Annotated in this window: 18 protein-coding genes; 3 read left to right on the top strand and 15 right to left on the bottom strand. The window is 54.9% G+C overall.

Annotated features, from left to right (window positions below; genetic code table 11):
- Positions 1-6 precede the first annotated feature (6 nt).
- Together WEB54_RS10410 and purU are read right to left on the bottom strand one after the other, a co-directional pair.
- Entirely contained in the window at positions 7-939 is a 933-nt protein-coding gene (locus tag WEB54_RS10410) for a hypothetical protein (protein WP_368054037.1), read from the bottom strand.
- Positions 939-1,793, bottom strand: a complete 855-nt coding sequence (gene purU / locus WEB54_RS10405) for a formyltetrahydrofolate deformylase (RefSeq protein ID WP_368054035.1) — start codon at positions 1,791-1,793, stop codon at positions 939-941. Before purU ends, WEB54_RS10410 begins: the two co-directional genes overlap by 1 nt.
- Before the next feature lie 301 nt (positions 1,794-2,094).
- Here purU and WEB54_RS10400 point away from each other — a divergent pair, with 301 nt between their 5' ends.
- A complete protein-coding gene (locus WEB54_RS10400; protein WP_368054033.1) occupies positions 2,095-2,502 on the top strand; it encodes a TraR/DksA family transcriptional regulator in 408 nt (135 codons plus the stop codon).
- A 123-nt stretch (positions 2,503-2,625) separates the two neighbouring features.
- Here the strand turns inward: WEB54_RS10400 and WEB54_RS10395 are convergent, their stop codons facing one another.
- On the bottom strand, positions 2,626-2,988 hold the full coding sequence (locus WEB54_RS10395; RefSeq protein ID WP_368054031.1) for a PleD family two-component system response regulator: 363 nt from the start codon (positions 2,986-2,988) through the stop codon (positions 2,626-2,628).
- Positions 2,989-3,288: 300 nt separating this feature from the next.
- Here WEB54_RS10395 and WEB54_RS10390 point away from each other — a divergent pair, with 300 nt between their 5' ends.
- On the top strand, positions 3,289-3,684 hold the full coding sequence (locus WEB54_RS10390) for a TetR/AcrR family transcriptional regulator (RefSeq protein ID WP_368054029.1): 396 nt from the start codon (positions 3,289-3,291) through the stop codon (positions 3,682-3,684).
- Between the two features lie 112 nt (positions 3,685-3,796).
- Here the strand turns inward: WEB54_RS10390 and lipA are convergent, their stop codons facing one another.
- From lipA to WEB54_RS10330, 12 genes are all read right to left on the bottom strand, one after another.
- A complete protein-coding gene (gene lipA, locus WEB54_RS10385) occupies positions 3,797-4,792 on the bottom strand; it encodes a lipoyl synthase (protein ID WP_368054027.1) in 996 nt (331 codons plus the stop codon).
- Positions 4,793-4,856: 64 nt separating this feature from the next.
- Positions 4,857-5,564, bottom strand: a complete 708-nt coding sequence (gene lipB / locus WEB54_RS10380) for a lipoyl(octanoyl) transferase LipB (RefSeq protein ID WP_368055426.1) — start codon at positions 5,562-5,564, stop codon at positions 4,857-4,859.
- A gap of 2 nt (positions 5,565-5,566) precedes the next feature.
- Positions 5,567-5,839, bottom strand: coding sequence for a YbeD family protein (locus WEB54_RS10375; RefSeq protein ID WP_368054025.1), 273 nt, complete (start codon positions 5,837-5,839; stop codon positions 5,567-5,569).
- A gap of 4 nt (positions 5,840-5,843) precedes the next feature.
- On the bottom strand, positions 5,844-6,941 hold the full coding sequence (locus WEB54_RS10370) for a D-alanyl-D-alanine carboxypeptidase family protein (protein WP_368054023.1): 1,098 nt from the start codon (positions 6,939-6,941) through the stop codon (positions 5,844-5,846).
- 269 nt (positions 6,942-7,210) lie between these two features.
- Entirely contained in the window at positions 7,211-8,023 is an 813-nt protein-coding gene (locus WEB54_RS10365) for a septal ring lytic transglycosylase RlpA family protein (RefSeq protein ID WP_368055424.1), read from the bottom strand.
- Positions 8,024-8,094: 71 nt separating this feature from the next.
- Complete coding sequence (mltB, locus tag WEB54_RS10360) at positions 8,095-9,069, bottom strand: lytic murein transglycosylase B (RefSeq protein ID WP_368055422.1); 975 nt, start codon at positions 9,067-9,069, stop codon at positions 8,095-8,097.
- A gap of 113 nt (positions 9,070-9,182) precedes the next feature.
- Positions 9,183-10,316, bottom strand: a complete 1,134-nt coding sequence (gene rodA / locus WEB54_RS10355; protein WP_368054017.1) for a rod shape-determining protein RodA — start codon at positions 10,314-10,316, stop codon at positions 9,183-9,185.
- Positions 10,313-12,160, bottom strand: a complete 1,848-nt coding sequence (gene mrdA / locus WEB54_RS10350) for a penicillin-binding protein 2 (RefSeq protein ID WP_368054015.1) — start codon at positions 12,158-12,160, stop codon at positions 10,313-10,315. Before mrdA ends, rodA begins: the two co-directional genes overlap by 4 nt.
- An 84-nt stretch (positions 12,161-12,244) precedes the next feature.
- The gene (gene rlmH, locus WEB54_RS10345) at positions 12,245-12,712 is read right to left on the bottom strand and encodes a 23S rRNA (pseudouridine(1915)-N(3))-methyltransferase RlmH (RefSeq protein WP_368054013.1); all 468 of its coding nucleotides are present in this window, start codon (positions 12,710-12,712) and stop codon (positions 12,245-12,247) included.
- A 5-nt stretch (positions 12,713-12,717) separates the two neighbouring features.
- Positions 12,718-13,101: a ribosome silencing factor gene (gene rsfS, locus WEB54_RS10340; protein WP_368054011.1), complete on the bottom strand. Its 384-nt coding sequence runs from the start codon at positions 13,099-13,101 to the stop codon at positions 12,718-12,720.
- Between the two features lie 353 nt (positions 13,102-13,454).
- Positions 13,455-14,099 (bottom strand): nicotinate (nicotinamide) nucleotide adenylyltransferase, encoded by a 645-nt coding sequence (gene nadD, locus WEB54_RS10335; protein ID WP_368054009.1) that lies wholly within the window; start codon positions 14,097-14,099, stop codon positions 13,455-13,457.
- Positions 14,092-15,348 carry a glutamate-5-semialdehyde dehydrogenase gene (locus tag WEB54_RS10330; RefSeq protein ID WP_368055420.1) on the bottom strand — a complete coding sequence of 419 codons (1,257 nt, stop codon included), beginning with the start codon at positions 15,346-15,348 and terminating at the stop codon, positions 14,092-14,094. Before WEB54_RS10330 ends, nadD begins: the two co-directional genes overlap by 8 nt.
- A 155-nt stretch (positions 15,349-15,503) precedes the next feature.
- Here WEB54_RS10330 and WEB54_RS10325 point away from each other — a divergent pair, with 155 nt between their 5' ends.
- Positions 15,504-16,856 (top strand): VTT domain-containing protein, encoded by a 1,353-nt coding sequence (locus WEB54_RS10325; RefSeq protein ID WP_368055418.1) that lies wholly within the window; start codon positions 15,504-15,506, stop codon positions 16,854-16,856.
- The last annotated feature ends 34 nt before the right edge of the window (positions 16,857-16,890 follow it).

Here is a 16,890-nt window from a genome sequence, read left to right as displayed (position 1 = left end):
GGGGTGTTAGAAGGTGAGGCGAAAGCCGGTCATCCAACGCCATTGTTCGGGCTCGGGCTGCCAATGCATTTCGGAATAGTTGAGAATGGAATCGCTGAACACCTGATCGATACCAAACGCCCAGTAACTGACCTCGTCTGTCGAGTCTGTCTGCCCGTCGCGCCCGTAACTTAATTTGCTGATCACGGTACCGGCCTGATAGGCGCCCACCATATCCCAGGCGACGACCTCTTCCCGATACAAGACACTGCCTCCCAATTGCAAACCATCGCGCTGCCACAGAATGGAACTGCCAAAGAGACCGGCGTCAAAGCCGTCGTCGCGCCGATAAGTCAGCGCCACGCTACCTTCGGGCGTGTCGAGTCCGGCGGCCACGGCCCATTGTTGCAGCGAGGATGTTGCGGACTTATCCTCAAAGGTCCATTGGCCGCTGACGTACATCAACTCGCCATTGCTCGCGGTAAACTCGATGCTCGGTTGATCGGGGTCAACTTCTTTTCGGGTACGGTAATTATCGATCGCCAGTGCATCGGTGAAGCGGTCGGAATCAGTAGGCTGACCGCCATCGAAACCATGCATCTGGTCAATCGGGTCTGCCAGCAGCCGCTGCTCCAGGCTGCGTAACTGACCACCCCGAATGCTGTACAGGGGCTGAAGCCATTCAATGAACACCTGTCGGCTTGCAACCGGTTCGTCGAACGACAACGGGTCGAGACCAACCTCCAACACAGCGCGGTACTGACTGCCACTGACAGACTCCAGCACCTCTAACCCAAGCCAGCTGTTCGGGGCCTGCAGATACCAGCGCCCCTCACCTGTTTGTGCTGGCTCCAGATAAGCACCCTGCATCTGCACCTGACCGGTCACCCGGGATTCGGCACCCAGCGCCAGGCCGGAAATGGACATTAACACCAGACCTACATTGACGTGTTTTTGCATCAGTTAAACACCACCGTTTTATTGCCATGCACCAGTACCCGGTCTTCCAGATGCCAGCGCAGCCCTCGCGCCAGCACAGTTCGTTCGCAGTCTTTCCCCAGCCGTACCATATCCTCAATCTCATCGCGATGAGAAACCCGGATCACATCCTGATCAATGATCGGGCCAGCATCAAGGTCGGCGGTCACATAATGGCAGGTTGCCCCTATCAGTTTAACGCCACGCTCGTAGGCTTGGTGATAGGGCCGGGCGCCGATAAAAGACGGCAGAAAGCTGTGATGAATGTTGATCACCCGGTACGGCATCCGGGCACATAGCTCGGCAGGCAGTATTTGCATATAACGCGCCAGCACAACGGTATCGGCCGCATGCCGTTCGATTAACCGCTCAACCTCAGCAAAATGCGGCGCTTTGTCTTCTGGGTCTACCGGAACGTGAAAAAACGGAATGGCGTGCCATTCTGCCAGGCTGCGCAACGAATCATGATTGGAAATGATGCAGGCAATATCACAGTGCAGGTCACCGCTGTGCCAGCGGCTTAGGATGTCCGCCAGACAATGGCTGTCGCGACTGACCATCAACGCCACTCGGGGCCGCTGATCACTGTCAGTAACGCGCCAGGTCATACCCAGTTCGTCGGCGATGGGTGCAAACTGGCGCGCCAGCTCATCAGCCTCGAATGGCAGTGAACTGGCTTTAATTTCATTGCGCATAAAAAACCACCCTTGCTCCAAATCAGCGTGATGGTTAGCTTCCATGATGCTGCCATTGTGGTCAGCCAGAAACCGGCTCACCCTGGCAACGATGCCAACCCGATCCGGACAGGACATCACCAGGCGAAAAACGCGTTCCATTCAGTTCTACTCCAAGGGCTTGAATTTGCAGAAAAAAAGCTATTTTAACCGAATCGGCGATGATATATGATGTGCCCTCTTTTGACGACACTGGCTATTATTTAATCATCCTCGCAGGTCTACAGGGTGGTCACAGTCCGGCTTGAGAAGGGTCTGGCTCACTGTCTTTTAAACGGCGTCCACTCCTATTATCCGGACAGGCAGTCTGATCACTAACGTGATCAAAACCGGCCAGGTTGCAAGATCGCAACACAGTTCGCACGGGCCTAACCCGGCGGCATCACAGCACAGGAATCGCTTTATGCTGACTCAAGAACAGCTGTTGGCAGCCCCAGATAACGAGTACATGAACGACGCTCAACTGGAGTTTTTTCGCAATCTTCTGCAAGAGCAGGCCGATGAAGTACGCGCCTCCCTGAAAGAAGCCCGTGAAACGCTGGCTACCTTCGAGAATGAACCCGACGAGCTGGACAAAGCAAGCATCGAGGAAGAGCGGCGAATGAACCTGCGCTTCCTGGATCGTCAAACCAAATTGTTGCCGAAAATCGACGATGCCATCAAACGCATCAACAGCGGCGATTTTGGCTATTGTGCGGTAACCGGCGAACCCATTGGCGTCCGTCGTCTGCTGCTGCGCCCTACAGCGACGTTGTGCGCTGAAGAGAAGCAACGCCAGGAACGCCAGGAACGCAATTTCCGCGATGCCTGAAATTAAAGCATCGGCCACATAAAAAAAGCGCCTGTTGGCGCTTTTTTTATGTCTGGCAAAAGCTGAACCGCATCGTCAGTAACGTTCATGCGGCTCAATAAACGGCCGAGGAGCCTGTCGGACTTAGGGCAGAAGTTGATTGATCAGCACCATCAGCTCGGCTTCATCTACCGGCTTGACCAGAAAACCCCTGGCGCCCTGCCGCTCACCCCAGACTTTATCGGTCGGCTGATCCTTGGTGGTTACAATAATCACCGGAATGTGCGCCGTTTGCGGATCATTGGTCAGTTTTCGGGTAGCCTGGAACCCGTTCAGTTCGGGCATCACGACGTCCATCAAGATCAGGTCCGGCAAGATGCTTTTGGCTTCTGCCACACCGGTCACGCCATCCTCGGCAATCACAGGTGTGTGGCCGTGTTTTTCCAGGATTTTCTTAAATATTGTCACTTGACTCGGTGAGTCATCAATGACCAGGATGGTTGCCATACGCTAATTCCCCTTTAGAACTCTGCTACAGACCACTGGAAAATACCGCAGTCTGTGATATTTACAAGAAATTGATTATAGCGCGCATTCGCAAATGACCGCCAGAATGACTCTGAATAATTTGCACAGGGTTCCGACATCACTGGGTAACAGGGCTGCTGTCGCATCTGATGCGCCAACCCAGACCCGTTTCTCCGCTTCCCGGGCGTCTGGGTTACAAAATGACACGTGCCGTGCCATAGCGAAGACCCTAAACCACTGCTAGATTTTAAAACGCTGTTTACTTGGATGACTGACGCCATGATTAAAAAAGAGAACATACTGGAATCAGCGAGAAAGGTGCTGTCCGAACAAGGCATCAGTAAGCTGTCGCTGCGTAAAATAGCTGCGGAAACGGGGTGTGCAGCACCTTCCATTTACTACTACTTTCGCAATAAACAAGAAATTGTGGCGGGGCTGTGGGAAGCCATTGCGCCAGATCTGCTGCGACAATTGAACCATGGGGTCGATAAAGGCGATGCCTATCGTCAATTCTGGAAGCAACGACCAGATGATTTCAAGCTGTTCATCACCCACCCGGATTACTACCCCTCGGTCTGCCAGACCGATGCCTACCAATCCCTGACTGTAACTCTGGGAGACCAGATACATGGCCTGAATGGTCAATTAATGGACCAAATCTATCGCTCGGCCTAAATACACCAGAATACCCATTAGCGCTAAAAATATTCTGCCCCACAATACACCGATGAAACAGCCATAAAAGTGACCAAATTTCGACAATTAATGGTCACTTTTATGGTGTTGATCAATGACCCAAACCGACGTTGTTCTTCTGCAGCACCTGTTCTGCCCGGTAGCTGGAACGCACAAAGGCACCGGATACAACCTCAAGGAAGCCCTTCTCGAGCCCGATATCACGATACCGGTTGAATTCATCCGGAGTAACATAACGTTCGACTGGCAAATGGTTGATAGACGGCTGTAGATACTGCCCCAGCGTCAGGATGTCCACACCGCTGGTGCGCAAGTCATCCATGGTCGCCAAAATCTCTTCATCGGTTTCACCCAGACCCAGCATCAGGCTGGTCTTGGTCAACACCTCGGGCTTGTACCGCTTGGCGTGGGCCAGAACATCCAGCGTTTGTTCGTAGCTGGCACGCGAGTCCCGAACCGGGTGGGTCAGTCGTTTGACTGTCTCAACATTCTGGGCGAACACTTCGACTCCGGAATCAACTACGGCTTCAACATCGGCGTGTTTACCCTGAAAATCAGGCGTCAGCGCTTCAACGGCGGTATCCGGGTTGACCTCTTTAACGCGCCGAACCGTCGTCGCGTAATGGCCGGCCCCGCCATCCGGGATATCGTCGCGGTTAACGGAGGTCAGAACCACATACTTGAGCCCCATTAGCGCCACCGACTGAGCGGTATTATCAGGCTCTTCCAGGTCCAGCCAACCCTTCGGGTTACCGGTATCGACCGCACAGAACTTACAGGCACGGGTACAGACGTCACCCATTAACATAATGGTAGCCGTACCCGCACTCCAGCATTCGCCAATATTGGGGCACATGGCCTCTTCACAGACCGTACTCAAGCGGTGTTCATGAACGATTTTTTTGACACTGTCGTACTTGGGGCCGCTGGAAAGCTTGATGCGCAACCATTCCGGCTTCTTGTCCATGGAACGCCGAGCATTGGGGTGTTGCTTGACGCCATTTTTAATGGCTTTAACACCCTTGTCGTTAACGAACTTGGTGCCGGTGCCCACTTGAACCACTGGAATTCGATTGGTGTCGCTCATCCGTTCGCACTGCCTCTTAACTAGAGAATGTAAATCACCCGGTACAAGAGCCTACAGGTACCAATCAGGCGGTTTCAGCCCGATGCACCCTATCCCCATCCGGATCAACTGGCTGCAGATTATACCGCGTACAAAACGCGCTCAGCCATTGCTGCTTAATGCTGTTCATGTTCGGTGACTGCACCCAGCCGGCTACCTGGGTCATGTGCAACCCCTGATACCCACAGGGGTTTATGCGGACAAAAGGCTCAAGATCCATATCGACGTTCAGCGCCAGACCGTGATAGCTGCAACCGCGCTTGATGCGTAACCCCAGTGAACACACCTTCTCGGCACCAATGTAGACCCCTGGAGCATCCGCGCGCGGGGCCGCTTCAACACCGTAGCCGTCCAGCAAGCTAACCACACTGTCTTCAAGCGCTGACACCAGCTTGCGGACATCGGATTTTAACCGACGAATGTCCAGCAACACATAGGCAACCATCTGCCCGGGGCCGTGATAAGTGACCTGACCACCCCGGTCAACCGGCACCACCGGGATGTCTCCCGGGCTGAGCAGATGTTCGGCTTTGCCTGCCTGGCCCTGGGTAAATACAGCGTCATGCTCAAGCAGCCATATTTCATCGAGAGTGTGTTCATCACGATTCAGGGTAAAGGCCTGCATGGCTTCCCAGGTCCGCTGGTACGGCACGCGCCCCAGGTCCCTGATGATCACGGAGTGTGGTGTTGGGTGGGGCCTCGTACCAGCGTTCATCACCGCTTCGCTGGCCATCTTCAGAGCACCATTCGTACCCGTTCGTCGGCTTTTAACGCCTCAAACAGTTCCGTCAGGTGGTGTTCATGCTCAATGCGCATGCGAACAGTCAGACTTTCAAAACGGCCGTTACGACTGGCACTAACTGAAAATGATGCTACATCCAGACGGTTGTCATAGCGCACCAGCACACTGTGTACAAAGGGTTTGAACCCTTCGTGCACATCACCCACGACCTTGATCACGTAGTCATCGCAGGGGAAGGTAATTTTTGGTGGCTCTTGCTGGGTCACCCGCTCAGCTCCCGTTAAACAAATTGAAGAAAAACAGCAGGATATAATCCCAGATCCGGGCAAAGAACCCTGCCGGTTCAACGGCTTCAAGAGCCAGTAATGGACGACGGGCAACCTCTTCATCGCCCTGAGTCACTACCAGCTCACCCAACCGTTGCCCAGCCTCTATGGGGGTTTTCAGCACCGGATCAATGTTTAATACCGTGTTCATGCTCGACTCATCGCCGCGAGCTATGGTCAGCATCAGATCTTCCTCCAGCCCCAGTCGAACATTGTCGGTGCGGCCACCCCAGACCCGCCCTGAGTATAGTTCAGTACCACCATCGTGCAGCTTGGCCGTCTGGAAGTAGCGAAACCCGTATGTCAGCAATTTCTGGGTCTCCTGAACACGCGCCTCTTCCGACGCTGCGCCCATGACCACACTGATCAGTCGCATGCCATCCTGCAAGGCAGAGGACACCAGGCAATAGCCGGCCGCCTCAGTATGGCCAGTTTTCAACCCATCGACCGACGGATTGCGACCCAGCAACGAATTGCGATTGGCCTGGGAGATACCATTAAACGTAAAACTGCGCTCGGCGTAGATCGGGTAAAATTCAGCATTATCTTCAATGATGTGTCGGGTCAGGATGGCCAGGTCAGCCGCTGAAGAGTAATGGTCATCGGCTGGAAGACCGGTAGCATTCTGAAACTGGGTATTTTCCATGCCCAAACGATCAGCGTAGGAATTCATCATCTGCGCAAACATGGTTTCACTGCCAGCGACATGTTCAGCCATAGCAACAGAGGCATCATTACCCGACTGGATGATGATACCGCGCAGCAGATCTTCAATACTGACAAACCGGCCTTCCTGAATGAACATCCGTGAGCCGCCGGTTTGCCAGGCATTCACGCTGATTAGTGTTTCGTCATCCAGTGCAATCCGGCCTTCAATGACTTCCCGCTCAGCAATATAGCTCGTCATCAACTTAGTCAAACTGGCCGGCGGCAGCCGTTCATCGGCATTGTGCGATACCAGTATATGCCCGGTGGTTGCATCCATCAGGATGTAGGAACTGGCGGCCAGCTGCGGCGGAGAGGGAATGATGGTTTCGGACATCGCGGCGCCCGAAACCAGTGCCAGACCGGCAACACACAAAGAAGTCCAACGCTTAAAACGATGCTTCAACACTGAAATAACCTTTTTATGAGCGACGTTATACCCGGATTTATCCCGTATAGCGTCGACGCTGTTAAACGGTAAACGGCCTGGCCGTCAGATTCGGCACGGCCAGACCCGAAGGCATTGTATCAACCCGACGCAAAATTTCATCTACGGGCAACGAGTCACATGTATACAAAACGTATAATAACCCGGCAAACACCGCGTTAATTCGGGACAACCAGCAAGGGCTTGCCAAGTTCAGGGGTTGTCAGGGCACGCTGCAAGGCTTCCGCCCGATCGTATTGAACCGGGCCAATGCGCACCCGGTAGAAATCGCCTTCGCTAACCTTCACGTTGTCGTCAATCTGTCCTGCAATCTGGTCACGGAGGTTTTGGGCAGACTGGCGCTGACTGAACGCCCCAAGCTGAACAAAATACACCGGTTGATCCAGCTCCTGACCGGCCAGTGTTTCCACTCGTACTCGCGCAGTCCCTTTATGGACAAAATCAAGCTTGACGGCTGCCGCGTAGGACATATCAATCACCCGCCCCGGATGAAAAGGCCCACGGTCGTTTACCCGAGCCACAATAGTCAACCCATTGTCGAGGTTGGTGACTCTCACCCAAGTCGGCAATGGCAGGCTTTTGTGGGCAGCGCTGATCTGGTACATATCGAACACTTCGCCGTTGGACGTCGTGTGACCGTGAAATTTGGCACCGTACCAGGATGCCAGGCCTTCCTCTGAATACCGGTCGGCACTGGCGAGCACCTGGTACTGACGACCGTTGACCGTGTAGGGGCTGGCATTGCCCTGACGACTGCGGGGTTCAACGCGCGGCGTTACCTCGCTGACCTGGTCAGCAGTCAGTGTCCGGTCTGGCCCCCGGTCCTGATCCATTGAGTAACGACCGGCGTTACTGACCTGACCGGAGCCCGGCTCATGCGCCACATACTGCCCGGCACATCCTGTTAAAAGCAGGGCAGTCAGTACGGATACACCACTTATTCGGGCAGACCGGTAATTCACACTCACCATTGACCATCCTCATGCCGTCGTCTATTTCTCCAGACCCGGCTTATCACTCACGAACCCCCGCACGTCAATGGCTACTGTGACAGGCGCAAGGCTTCAGATAATTGAAAAATCGCCATGCTATAGGCAATTGACCGGTTGTAACGGGATATTACCCAAAAATTCCGATAACCCAACCAAAATTCCGCACCTTCATCGCCATCCAGCCGAATCGGGTGAACCTGGGCATCGTCGGCGGCAGACACCAGCGGGTCCCACCCCAGGGCCGTTACCTCGGTCAGGGTACGATCCCGGTCGAAACTGTTCAGCTCGACCTGCCGGTACTCGCCGCTGACGTGCGCGCGAGTGGCAATGGGCTCACCCGGCTGCCAGCCGTGCTCACCCAAATACCGTGCAATGGAGCCGATGGCATCCACCGGATCGTTCCAGATATCGATATTGCCATCGCCGTCCAGGTCATCGGCATAAGCCAGATAACTGCTCGGCATAAATTGGGGGTAGCCCATGGCACCGGCATAAGAGCCTTTTACCGACAAGGGATCAAACGACTGATCACGGCTGATCAACAGAAAATTGATCAGCTCGCGTTGAAAATAGTCCGCTCGCCGGCCTTCGGTTACCGCGAGTGTCGCCAGCGAATCGAAGGTGCGATGTACGCCCAAATAGTTTCCATACCGGGTTTCAACGCCCATGATCGCTGCTATGACTTCAGCAGGAACACCGGTACGTTCTTCAGCCATAGACAACCACTGGGCTTGTTGCGTCATGAACCGTTTGCCGTTTTCTACGGTTTCATCAGAAACAAACATGGGCCGGTATTCGGCGAATGTTTTTGTTGTTTCCGCCGGTTTTGCCAATGACTCCACGTTCCGGGCTATGTACTCACCCTCGGCAAACCAGGCTTCAACCTCAGCGGCATCAAATCCATGTTCACTCACCAGCACCTCAATGATGGTGGCGGTCCGGGGAAATTCTAATAGTTCCTGTGCCTGAACGGCCGCCGAGCCCAACAGGCCACCGACGAACAGTGCGCTCCACAATTGTCGCATGACAATACATTCTCCTGTCCACATCCTGTATCGAAACTGACGGCCTGCAAGCTGATCCTGAAACGGAATGAGCGGATACTGGATGACCGAACATTGAATTAAAAACAGATAATCTAGTTTCGCTGATGCGTACTGATGGACATTAACATTCCAAAACCGGCCAGCAACGTCACAATGGAGGTCCCGCCATAACTAACTAAAGGCAAGGGTACACCGACCACCGGGAGGATACCGCTGACCATGCCGACATTTACAAACACATAGATAAAAAACGTGAGCGTCAGACTGCCCGCCAGCAATCGGCAGAAATTATCGCGACCACGAGCAGCGATGAGCATGCCACGCAGAATAATGACTGCGTACAGAGCGATCAGCACCAGCGTACCGACAAACCCGAACTCCTCACCCAATACCGCGATGATAAAATCGGTGTGACTTTCCGGCAGGAAATCGAGTTGTGATTGAGTGCCTTGCATATAGCCTTTTCCGGTTACTCCACCAGAGCCAATAGCGGTCATCGACTGAATAATATTCCAGCCAGCGCCCAATGGATCGACATTGGGATCAAACAGGGTTAACACCCGCTGACGCTGGTAATCCCGCATAACCCAGATCCACAACACAGGAATCATGCCAATGGCCATGGCGCTAAAGCTGACAATTAATTTCCAGCTCAGACCCGCCAGAAAAATTACAAACAGACCAGAAGAGGCAATCAGCAAAGAGGTTCCCAAATCCGGCTGCTCAATGATCAGGGCGACCGGCACAAACAACAGCACCGCAGACACCAGCAAATCCCGATAACGAGGGGGTAACCCATAACGGGAAATATACCAGGAAAGCATCACCGGCACCGCCAGCTTCATCAGCTCTGAGGGCTGAAACCGGATCAGACCGGGAATATACAACCAGCGCTGGGCGCCCATGGCCTGGGCACCAGTAAGGATAACCGCCACCAGCAGCAAGACGCCTAACAGATAGACCGCGCCACCCCACTGCTGAAACCAGCGCGGGTCAAACTGAGCGACGATGATCATGACCAGAAAACCAATACCAAAACGGACCGCCTGTCGGTAGACCGCGCCCATGTCACCGCTGGTCGCGCTGTATAAAACGACCATCCCGCCCAGGGCGACTGCCACTAGCGCCGCCAATAAATACGGGTCCAGATGCAGCCGGGTCCATAGGCTATGACGGCTATCAATACTGCGCTGAGGCAGTTGGCGAACGTACTTGGTGAAACTCATTGTTTGATCTCGCGATTCAGATAAAAATCAAACAACGAACGAGTCATCGGACCGGCGACGCCACTGCCACTGCCACCGTTCTCGATCAATACCGCTACGGCTATCTGCGGATTTTCGAGCGGTGCGAAGCCGATAAACATGGCATGGTCACGAAGTCGCTCCGGTACCTCACCAATAGGTTCGTTATTCTCATCGCGCTCGATTCGAATAAGCTGAGCAGTTCCCGACTTTCCGGCATAATCATAGGTAGCACCCAGACCAGAGGCCCGCGCCGTTCCCCGCGCGCCTTGAACAACATCCTGCATGGCCGAGTGCATTCGGTCCCAGTTCGCGTCGTTGTTTAAATGGACATCCGGCGGCGGCTCGGGTATCGCCTCCAGCAAGGATTCATCATTGCTGTGCATCAGCAAGCGCGGCGTCACCCAGCGACCCCGATTCGCCAGAACCGAGGTCGCAATTGCCAATTGCATGGGTGTTGCCAGCATGTAGCCCTGGCCAATGCTCAGGTTAATGGTATCACCCGCGTACCAGGAAAAGCCGTGTTCGTCTTGCTTCCAATCACGGCTGGGGTTGATCCCATTGAACGGATTGTATACGTCAGCTGTGGTGTTCTTGCCAAAACCAAACTGATCGTAAATATCATGAATGGCTTCCAGCTTCATGTCATAGGCCAACTGATAGAAGTATGTATCACAAGACTCTGCAACCGCCTTGCGAAGGTTCACACGGCCGTGCCCACCCCGTTTCCAATCGTGATAAATCCGATCATCAGTCGGCAGTTGGTAGTAACCCGGGTCGTTAATAGTGTGGTCCCAGGTCACAAAGCCCTGATCAACACCCGCCAAACCCAAAAAAGGCTTGATAGTAGAGGCTGCAGGATACTGCCCACGAACCGCCCGGTTTAGGAAGGGGTTGTCCGGTGAGTCGCGCAAGGCATTATAAATTTCCGTCGGAAAACCGTTAACGTACAAATTGGGATCGAAACCCGGATTACTGACCAATGCCAGTATCCCCCCGGTCTCCGGTTCCAGGGCTACTATTGCGCCGCGCTGATCTCCCAGCAACTCGTACGCCATTTCCTGTAGCTCCTGATCCAGATACAGGTGCAGATTGGCCCCGGGTGTGGGTGCTTGCTTCTCGATAACCCGGATAATCCGGCCGCGTGCGTTGGTCTCAACCCGCTGAAATCCCGGCACACCGAGCAGTGCATCTTCGTATTGCTTTTCAATGCCTTCTTTACCAATAAAACGGGTACCTGCGTAGGCACCCACATCGAGGTCACGCAGTTCTTTCTGATTGATGCGACCGACAAAACCCAATGCATGGGCAAATTGCTCATCAAAGGGATACTGACGAATCAGTTCAGCATCGACCTGCACACCTTCCAGAAAAATACGATTAGCCGCAATGCGTGCAATCTCTACTTCTGTTAGCCGGACTTTAAGCGGAATGGGTTCAAAAGGCCGACGATAGCCGCTTACCCGGTCAAAAAAACGGGATACCTGTTCTTCCGACAATTCAACCAGTGCACCAAGTTCCTGAACCAGGGATTCCAGATCTGCGGCGCGCTCAACCACGACACTCAGGGTGTGACTGGGTTCATTACGCGCCAGCAACTCACCGTAGCGGTCATAGATCAAACCGCGGATTGGCGGAATCGGCAATACCTCGAGCCGGTTATTTTGCGACCGCGCTTCGTGATGTTCATTCTGTATCACTTGCAGGTAAAACAGTCGACCAACCAGCACCAGCATTAACAAGGCAATCAAGATGAAGGTAGCCGTCATCCGGTTCAGAAAGAGACGCCGCTCTTGATCGCGATTGTCGAGTGAACTGTTCAACATAACATCAGTACTCTGTCCCCGCACAAGCTGCGGGGTTGTCTGCGAATACGTTTCCGCCCAGGCGGTCAGATACGGTCGGGGTCGTCATTTATGGTAGGGGTGATTCTGGGTCACGGTCCAGGCGCGATACAATTGTTCGGCCAGCAACACCCGAACCAGCGGGTGTGGCAATGTCAGATTCGACAGGCACCAGCGCTGCGCTGCTCGGGCCAGGCAGCGGGAGTCCAGTCCGTCTGGACCGCCAATCAACAAAATAAGGTCTCGCGCTTCAAGTCGCCAGTGCGTCAGTTGATCGGCCAGCTGTTCGGTCGACCAGGCTTTGCCAGACAAATCCAGCGCGACCACCTGATCCTCGGGCTTTATGGCTGCCAGCATGGCGTCCCCTTCCTGCCCGATGGCCTTGTCAATCGACGCATTGCGACCGCGCTGCCCAAGCGCCAGCGGAACGAATTCAACCGGCAACTCTCTGGGCATTCGCTTCTGATACTCAGCGACAGCCGCATCTACCCAGGCTGGCATTTTCGGGCCAATGGCCAAAATTCGAATCTTCATACCATTCAGTCAGGCTTGGTCTCGGATTCAGCACCCATGGGACCCGCGCCAGACCATAGCCGCTCTATGTCATAATACGCCCGGGTCTCGGGAATCATCACATGCAGTACCAGATCGGTCAGGTCAATCAGCACCCAGTCGGAATCACTGCTGCCTTCCTGTGCGCGCACTACAAACCCCTGCTTTTTCAGGTCTTCAGCGACGCTGCTAACAACGGCAGACACGTGCCGTTTCGAGGTACCGGAGGCAACCACCAGCGTATCCATCAATGCGGTTTTGTCGTGCACATCAATCACTTGAATGTCTTGCGCCTTGATGTCTTCCAGAGCGCGGATCACCGCCTCAGTCAAACCTTCGGGTTGTGCGTTTCGATCAGTTGTATCGGTCATTCGTACCTTGTCCACCTGTTTTAATTAACTCACGTTATGTTGACGCTTGAGTTTGTGTCAGCTACCGGGTGGCTCTGTCCGGGGTCGGCGTGAACCCATCCATGGGGCCTAGGCTTCGGGATATGAATCCCTTCCGTGAGATTCACCCTTCAGGCTCGCTTCGCTCATGCTAAAACGCTCCCGGCGTTTTAGTCCATGCCTCAGACTTCCCCGGACAGAACCACCCGGCAACTGACACCGATCACTGGCACCTTTTTGAAAGGGAGCCGTTACTCAGCCGCGTACCGCGAGTGGCCGAACACAGCAGTAATCGCCATGCTCTGAAAAATTGAAGAAGATTGTACCGAGAGACCTTACTCGTCGGTGTCTCGGTACAACCCATGTTGTTGAATATAATCCTGAATGGGTGCCGGAATCGCGTATCGCCATTGCTGAGTATTGTCGCGTAATTCCCGGGATGCCCAGTCGCGCTCTGAGGAAGGCCCTGCGATCCAGAGTCCTGAGCGGTGCTGACCCAGATCAGCTAATGACTCAACCTGGGTCAATGGCAGCGCCGGGGGTTCAATTGGCTGCGAGCCCCGACCGAATACCCAAAAATGGGTCTCCTGAATCAAGTCTTCAATGCCGCGCCACTGGGCCATACCGGCAAAGGCATCAGCACCCAATACAAACACTGTTTGGCTGTCAGGGTATTCAAGATGCAGGTCCCGTACGGTATCCAGAGTGTAACTTGGGCCTGGACGTCGCAACTCGCGATCATCGACCAACAGTCTGTCCTCGTCTGAACGGGACGCCACCCATCGTTCCAGCATCTCCAAACGCTGTTCAGGCGTCGCCTGCGCCTCGTCTTTCAACGCCGGTATTTGACAGGGAACCACTCTGAGCTGGGTCACTTCCGGATGAGACAGCACCAGATCACACAGCTGGGCATGGCCATCATGAAAGGGATCAAAAGTCCCACCAAACAGGGCCATCAATGGCCGTTGTGAACTACTCACGAATCTGGCCGTCTCCGAGCACCACATATTTTTGCGATGTCAGCCCGTGCAACCCCACCGGGCCGCGGGCATGAATCTTATCGGTTGAAATACCGATTTCGGCACCCAACCCATATTCAAACCCATCGGCAAAGCGCGTCGAGGCGTTAATCATCACCGAGGCTGAATCGACTTCGGTCAGAAAGCGCCGCCCCCGGGTATAGTTCTCCGTCACTATGCTGTCTGTATGCTGGCTGCTGTAGGTGTTGATGTGGTCGATGGCTTCATCCAACCCAGCCACTACACGAATCGCCAGAATGGGCGCAAGGTACTCGGTCGACCAGTCTTCTTCGGTCGCGGGCACGCAGGAAATCAGTTCGGCCGTGCGGTCGCAACCGCGCAGTTCAACGCCCTCTTCAGCATAGGCTTTGGCCAACACGGGCAGCACTTCCGCCGCGCGTGATTCCGCCACCAACAGGGTTTCCATCGCGTTGCACACGCCATAGCGATGCGTTTTGGCGTTGATTGCGATGGGGATAGCCTTGGCAACATCCGCATCGTCGTCAATGTACACATGGCAGACACCATCGAGGTGTTTGATCACCGGGACGCGGGCTTCACGACTGATGCGTTCTATCAGGCGTTTGCCGCCGCGCGGAACGATAACATCCACATAATCGGACATGGTGATCAGCGCGCCCACAGCGTCGCGATCGGTGGTCCCGACCACTTGAACCACAGTGTTAGGCAACTGCGCCTGATCCAGCCCCGCCTGAATACAGCCGGCCAGCGCCTGGTTGGATTCGATGGCTTCGCTGCCGCCGCGCAATATAACCGCATTGCCGGATTTGATACACAGGCTCGCTGCCTCGACCGTCACATTCGGGCGCGACTCATAAATAATGCCAATTACACCCAAGGGCACCCGCATTTTGCCAACCTGGATACCACTGGGGCGAAATTCGAGATCGGTAATACCTCCCACCGGGTCGGCCAGGCCGGCGACCTGGTAGAGGCCTTCGATCATGGCGTCAATACGGGCATCGGTCAGTGCCAGACGATCGAGCATGGCCGGGTCGAGCCCTTTGGCCTGACCGGTGTCGAGATCACGCTGGTTCGCCTGTTTCAGGGCGTCGCGTTGCTGGTCAATGACCAGGGCCATGGCCTGCAGCGCCCGGTTTTTGGTGCCGGTATTGGCTTTTGCCAGGGCCTTAGACGCTTGCCGGGCCTGCCGACCCAGGGTGGTCATGTAGTCTTGAACGGTTGTCATGCCTAGCCACACAGCTCGTTATTGATACAGACCCGCGATTATAGCGATTTGAAACGGCTGCGACTATGAAGGATCTCGGCTGTTTATCCGTCTGACAAAGATTTACCATCCTTTTTTGAATCTGAAGAACTCAACTGAGTAGCCCAACCTTCACCATGATTGCCTGGATACAGTCCCATCCGGAAGGCGTACTGATCGCCATCACCCTGACCGCTTTTATCGAGTCCTTCGCACTGATCGGCGTGTTCGTGCCCGGCGTGGTCATGCTGTTCAGCCTGGCGGCAGTGGCGAGCAATCTGAATATACCGGTGATCTGGGTACTGGCTGCCGCCGCACTGGGTGCGACTGCGGGCGATCTGGGCAGCTATTACCTCGGCTACCGGCTCCGGCACCGGCTTTACGAACACCGCTGGTTCAAGCGCCATGAAGACTGGTTGTCGCATGGAATCTGGTTTTTTCAGCGCTGGGGGTGGCTGAGTGTGGTTATCGGCCGGTTTGTAGGGCCCATTCGCCCGGTAGTACCGCTGATCGCGGGCAGTCTGTCGATGCCCGCCCGGGTGTTTGTCAGTGTCAATCTGATAACCGTCATGTTCTGGGCACCCATCTATATGCTACCGGGTTACCTGACGGGCGAAGCCAGTTATTTTCTGGCGACGCAAAGCCTGGCAATGCGAACCCTGACACTGCTGCTGGTCTCAGCCCTGGCGATTCTGATCGCGCTGCTGGCTATTTATCATCACCTGCACCCTGAGCACCCCCGCATGGCTCGCTGGCTGCCGGTGTTACGGCATTTGCCGGAACGCTTTCCGTATGCCGCCTTATTGCTGGCCAGCGTTACCGCCGCCGGGTTCGCTATTACGGCCTTTGCTCGCCCCTGGTACGCTGATGTTTTGTTAAGCAGCCAAGTGGAAGCCTGGCGCGCCACGGCAGTCGATGCTTTTGCATTAGGGGTTACGCTGCTTGGCGACCCTTTCATAATGCTACTCACCGGGCTGTTAATCATTCTCTGGGCCTCTTTGAGCGGGCAACATCGGTTGAGCGCGATATTGCTGATCAGTTCGGCCGTCATGGTCTGCGCCATTCCATTACTGAAGGCCACCTTTGATGTGGCAAGACCCGACCTGGTTGCCCTGCCACCCGGCTCTGGCGCCTTCCCCTCAAGCCACGCCGCTGGCACCGCACTTTTCCTGGGTCTGCTCACTGGGTTCGCCAATCAGCGACGTCCGGCAATGAGCCGCTGGCACCTGTATCTGCCAGCCGGCATGGCGATGGTGGTTGAAGCCCTGAGCCGGGTTTGGTTGGGTGTCCACTGGTTATCTGACGTGGTTGCAGGCTTGTGCCTGGGTCTGCTGCTGGCCGCGCTAACTCAGGCTTTCCACCGGCTATCGGGGCGCACCCTGGCCGACTTGCGGAACAGCTTGCCGCTCTGGCTACTGGTATTGCTGACTACGGCGGCTTATCTGATTATCGCCTGGCCAATGGCCTATGAGGCGTATCGTCTGAACTGAGCGATTGATCTAGGAGTCTGTCGGACTTAGGATG

It is taken from the genome of Saccharospirillum sp., from assembly GCF_040881935.1.
Taxonomy (GTDB): Bacteria; Pseudomonadota; Gammaproteobacteria; order Pseudomonadales; family Natronospirillaceae; genus Saccharospirillum.
This window is presented reverse-complemented; position numbering and strand designations above follow the sequence as displayed.

Excerpts from the sequence above, each read along its gene's own strand:
- WEB54_RS10410 (WP_368054037.1), bottom strand. The coding sequence starts at position 939 with ATGCAAAAACACGTCAATGTAGGTCTGGTGTTAATGTCCATTTCCGGC.
- purU (WP_368054035.1), bottom strand. The coding sequence starts at position 1,793 with ATGGAACGCGTTTTTCGCCTGGTGATGTCCTGTCCGGATCGGGTTGGC.
- WEB54_RS10400 (WP_368054033.1), top strand. The coding sequence starts at position 2,095 with ATGCTGACTCAAGAACAGCTGTTGGCAGCCCCAGATAACGAGTACATG.
- WEB54_RS10395 (WP_368054031.1), bottom strand. The coding sequence starts at position 2,988 with ATGGCAACCATCCTGGTCATTGATGACTCACCGAGTCAAGTGACAATA.
- WEB54_RS10390 (WP_368054029.1), top strand. The coding sequence starts at position 3,289 with ATGATTAAAAAAGAGAACATACTGGAATCAGCGAGAAAGGTGCTGTCC.
- lipA (WP_368054027.1), bottom strand. The coding sequence starts at position 4,792 with ATGAGCGACACCAATCGAATTCCAGTGGTTCAAGTGGGCACCGGCACC.
- lipB (WP_368055426.1), bottom strand. The coding sequence starts at position 5,564 with ATGGCCAGCGAAGCGGTGATGAACGCTGGTACGAGGCCCCACCCAACA.
- WEB54_RS10370 (WP_368054023.1), bottom strand. The coding sequence starts at position 6,941 with ATGTCCGAAACCATCATTCCCTCTCCGCCGCAGCTGGCCGCCAGTTCC.
- WEB54_RS10365 (WP_368055424.1), bottom strand. The coding sequence starts at position 8,023 with ATGGTGAGTGTGAATTACCGGTCTGCCCGAATAAGTGGTGTATCCGTA.
- mltB (WP_368055422.1), bottom strand. The coding sequence starts at position 9,069 with ATGCGACAATTGTGGAGCGCACTGTTCGTCGGTGGCCTGTTGGGCTCG.
- rodA (WP_368054017.1), bottom strand. The coding sequence starts at position 10,316 with ATGAGTTTCACCAAGTACGTTCGCCAACTGCCTCAGCGCAGTATTGAT.
- mrdA (WP_368054015.1), bottom strand. The coding sequence starts at position 12,160 with ATGTTGAACAGTTCACTCGACAATCGCGATCAAGAGCGGCGTCTCTTT.
- rlmH (WP_368054013.1), bottom strand. The coding sequence starts at position 12,712 with ATGAAGATTCGAATTTTGGCCATTGGCCCGAAAATGCCAGCCTGGGTA.
- rsfS (WP_368054011.1), bottom strand. The coding sequence starts at position 13,101 with ATGACCGATACAACTGATCGAAACGCACAACCCGAAGGTTTGACTGAG.
- WEB54_RS10330 (WP_368055420.1), bottom strand. The coding sequence starts at position 15,348 with ATGACAACCGTTCAAGACTACATGACCACCCTGGGTCGGCAGGCCCGG.
- WEB54_RS10325 (WP_368055418.1), top strand. The coding sequence starts at position 15,504 with ATGATTGCCTGGATACAGTCCCATCCGGAAGGCGTACTGATCGCCATC.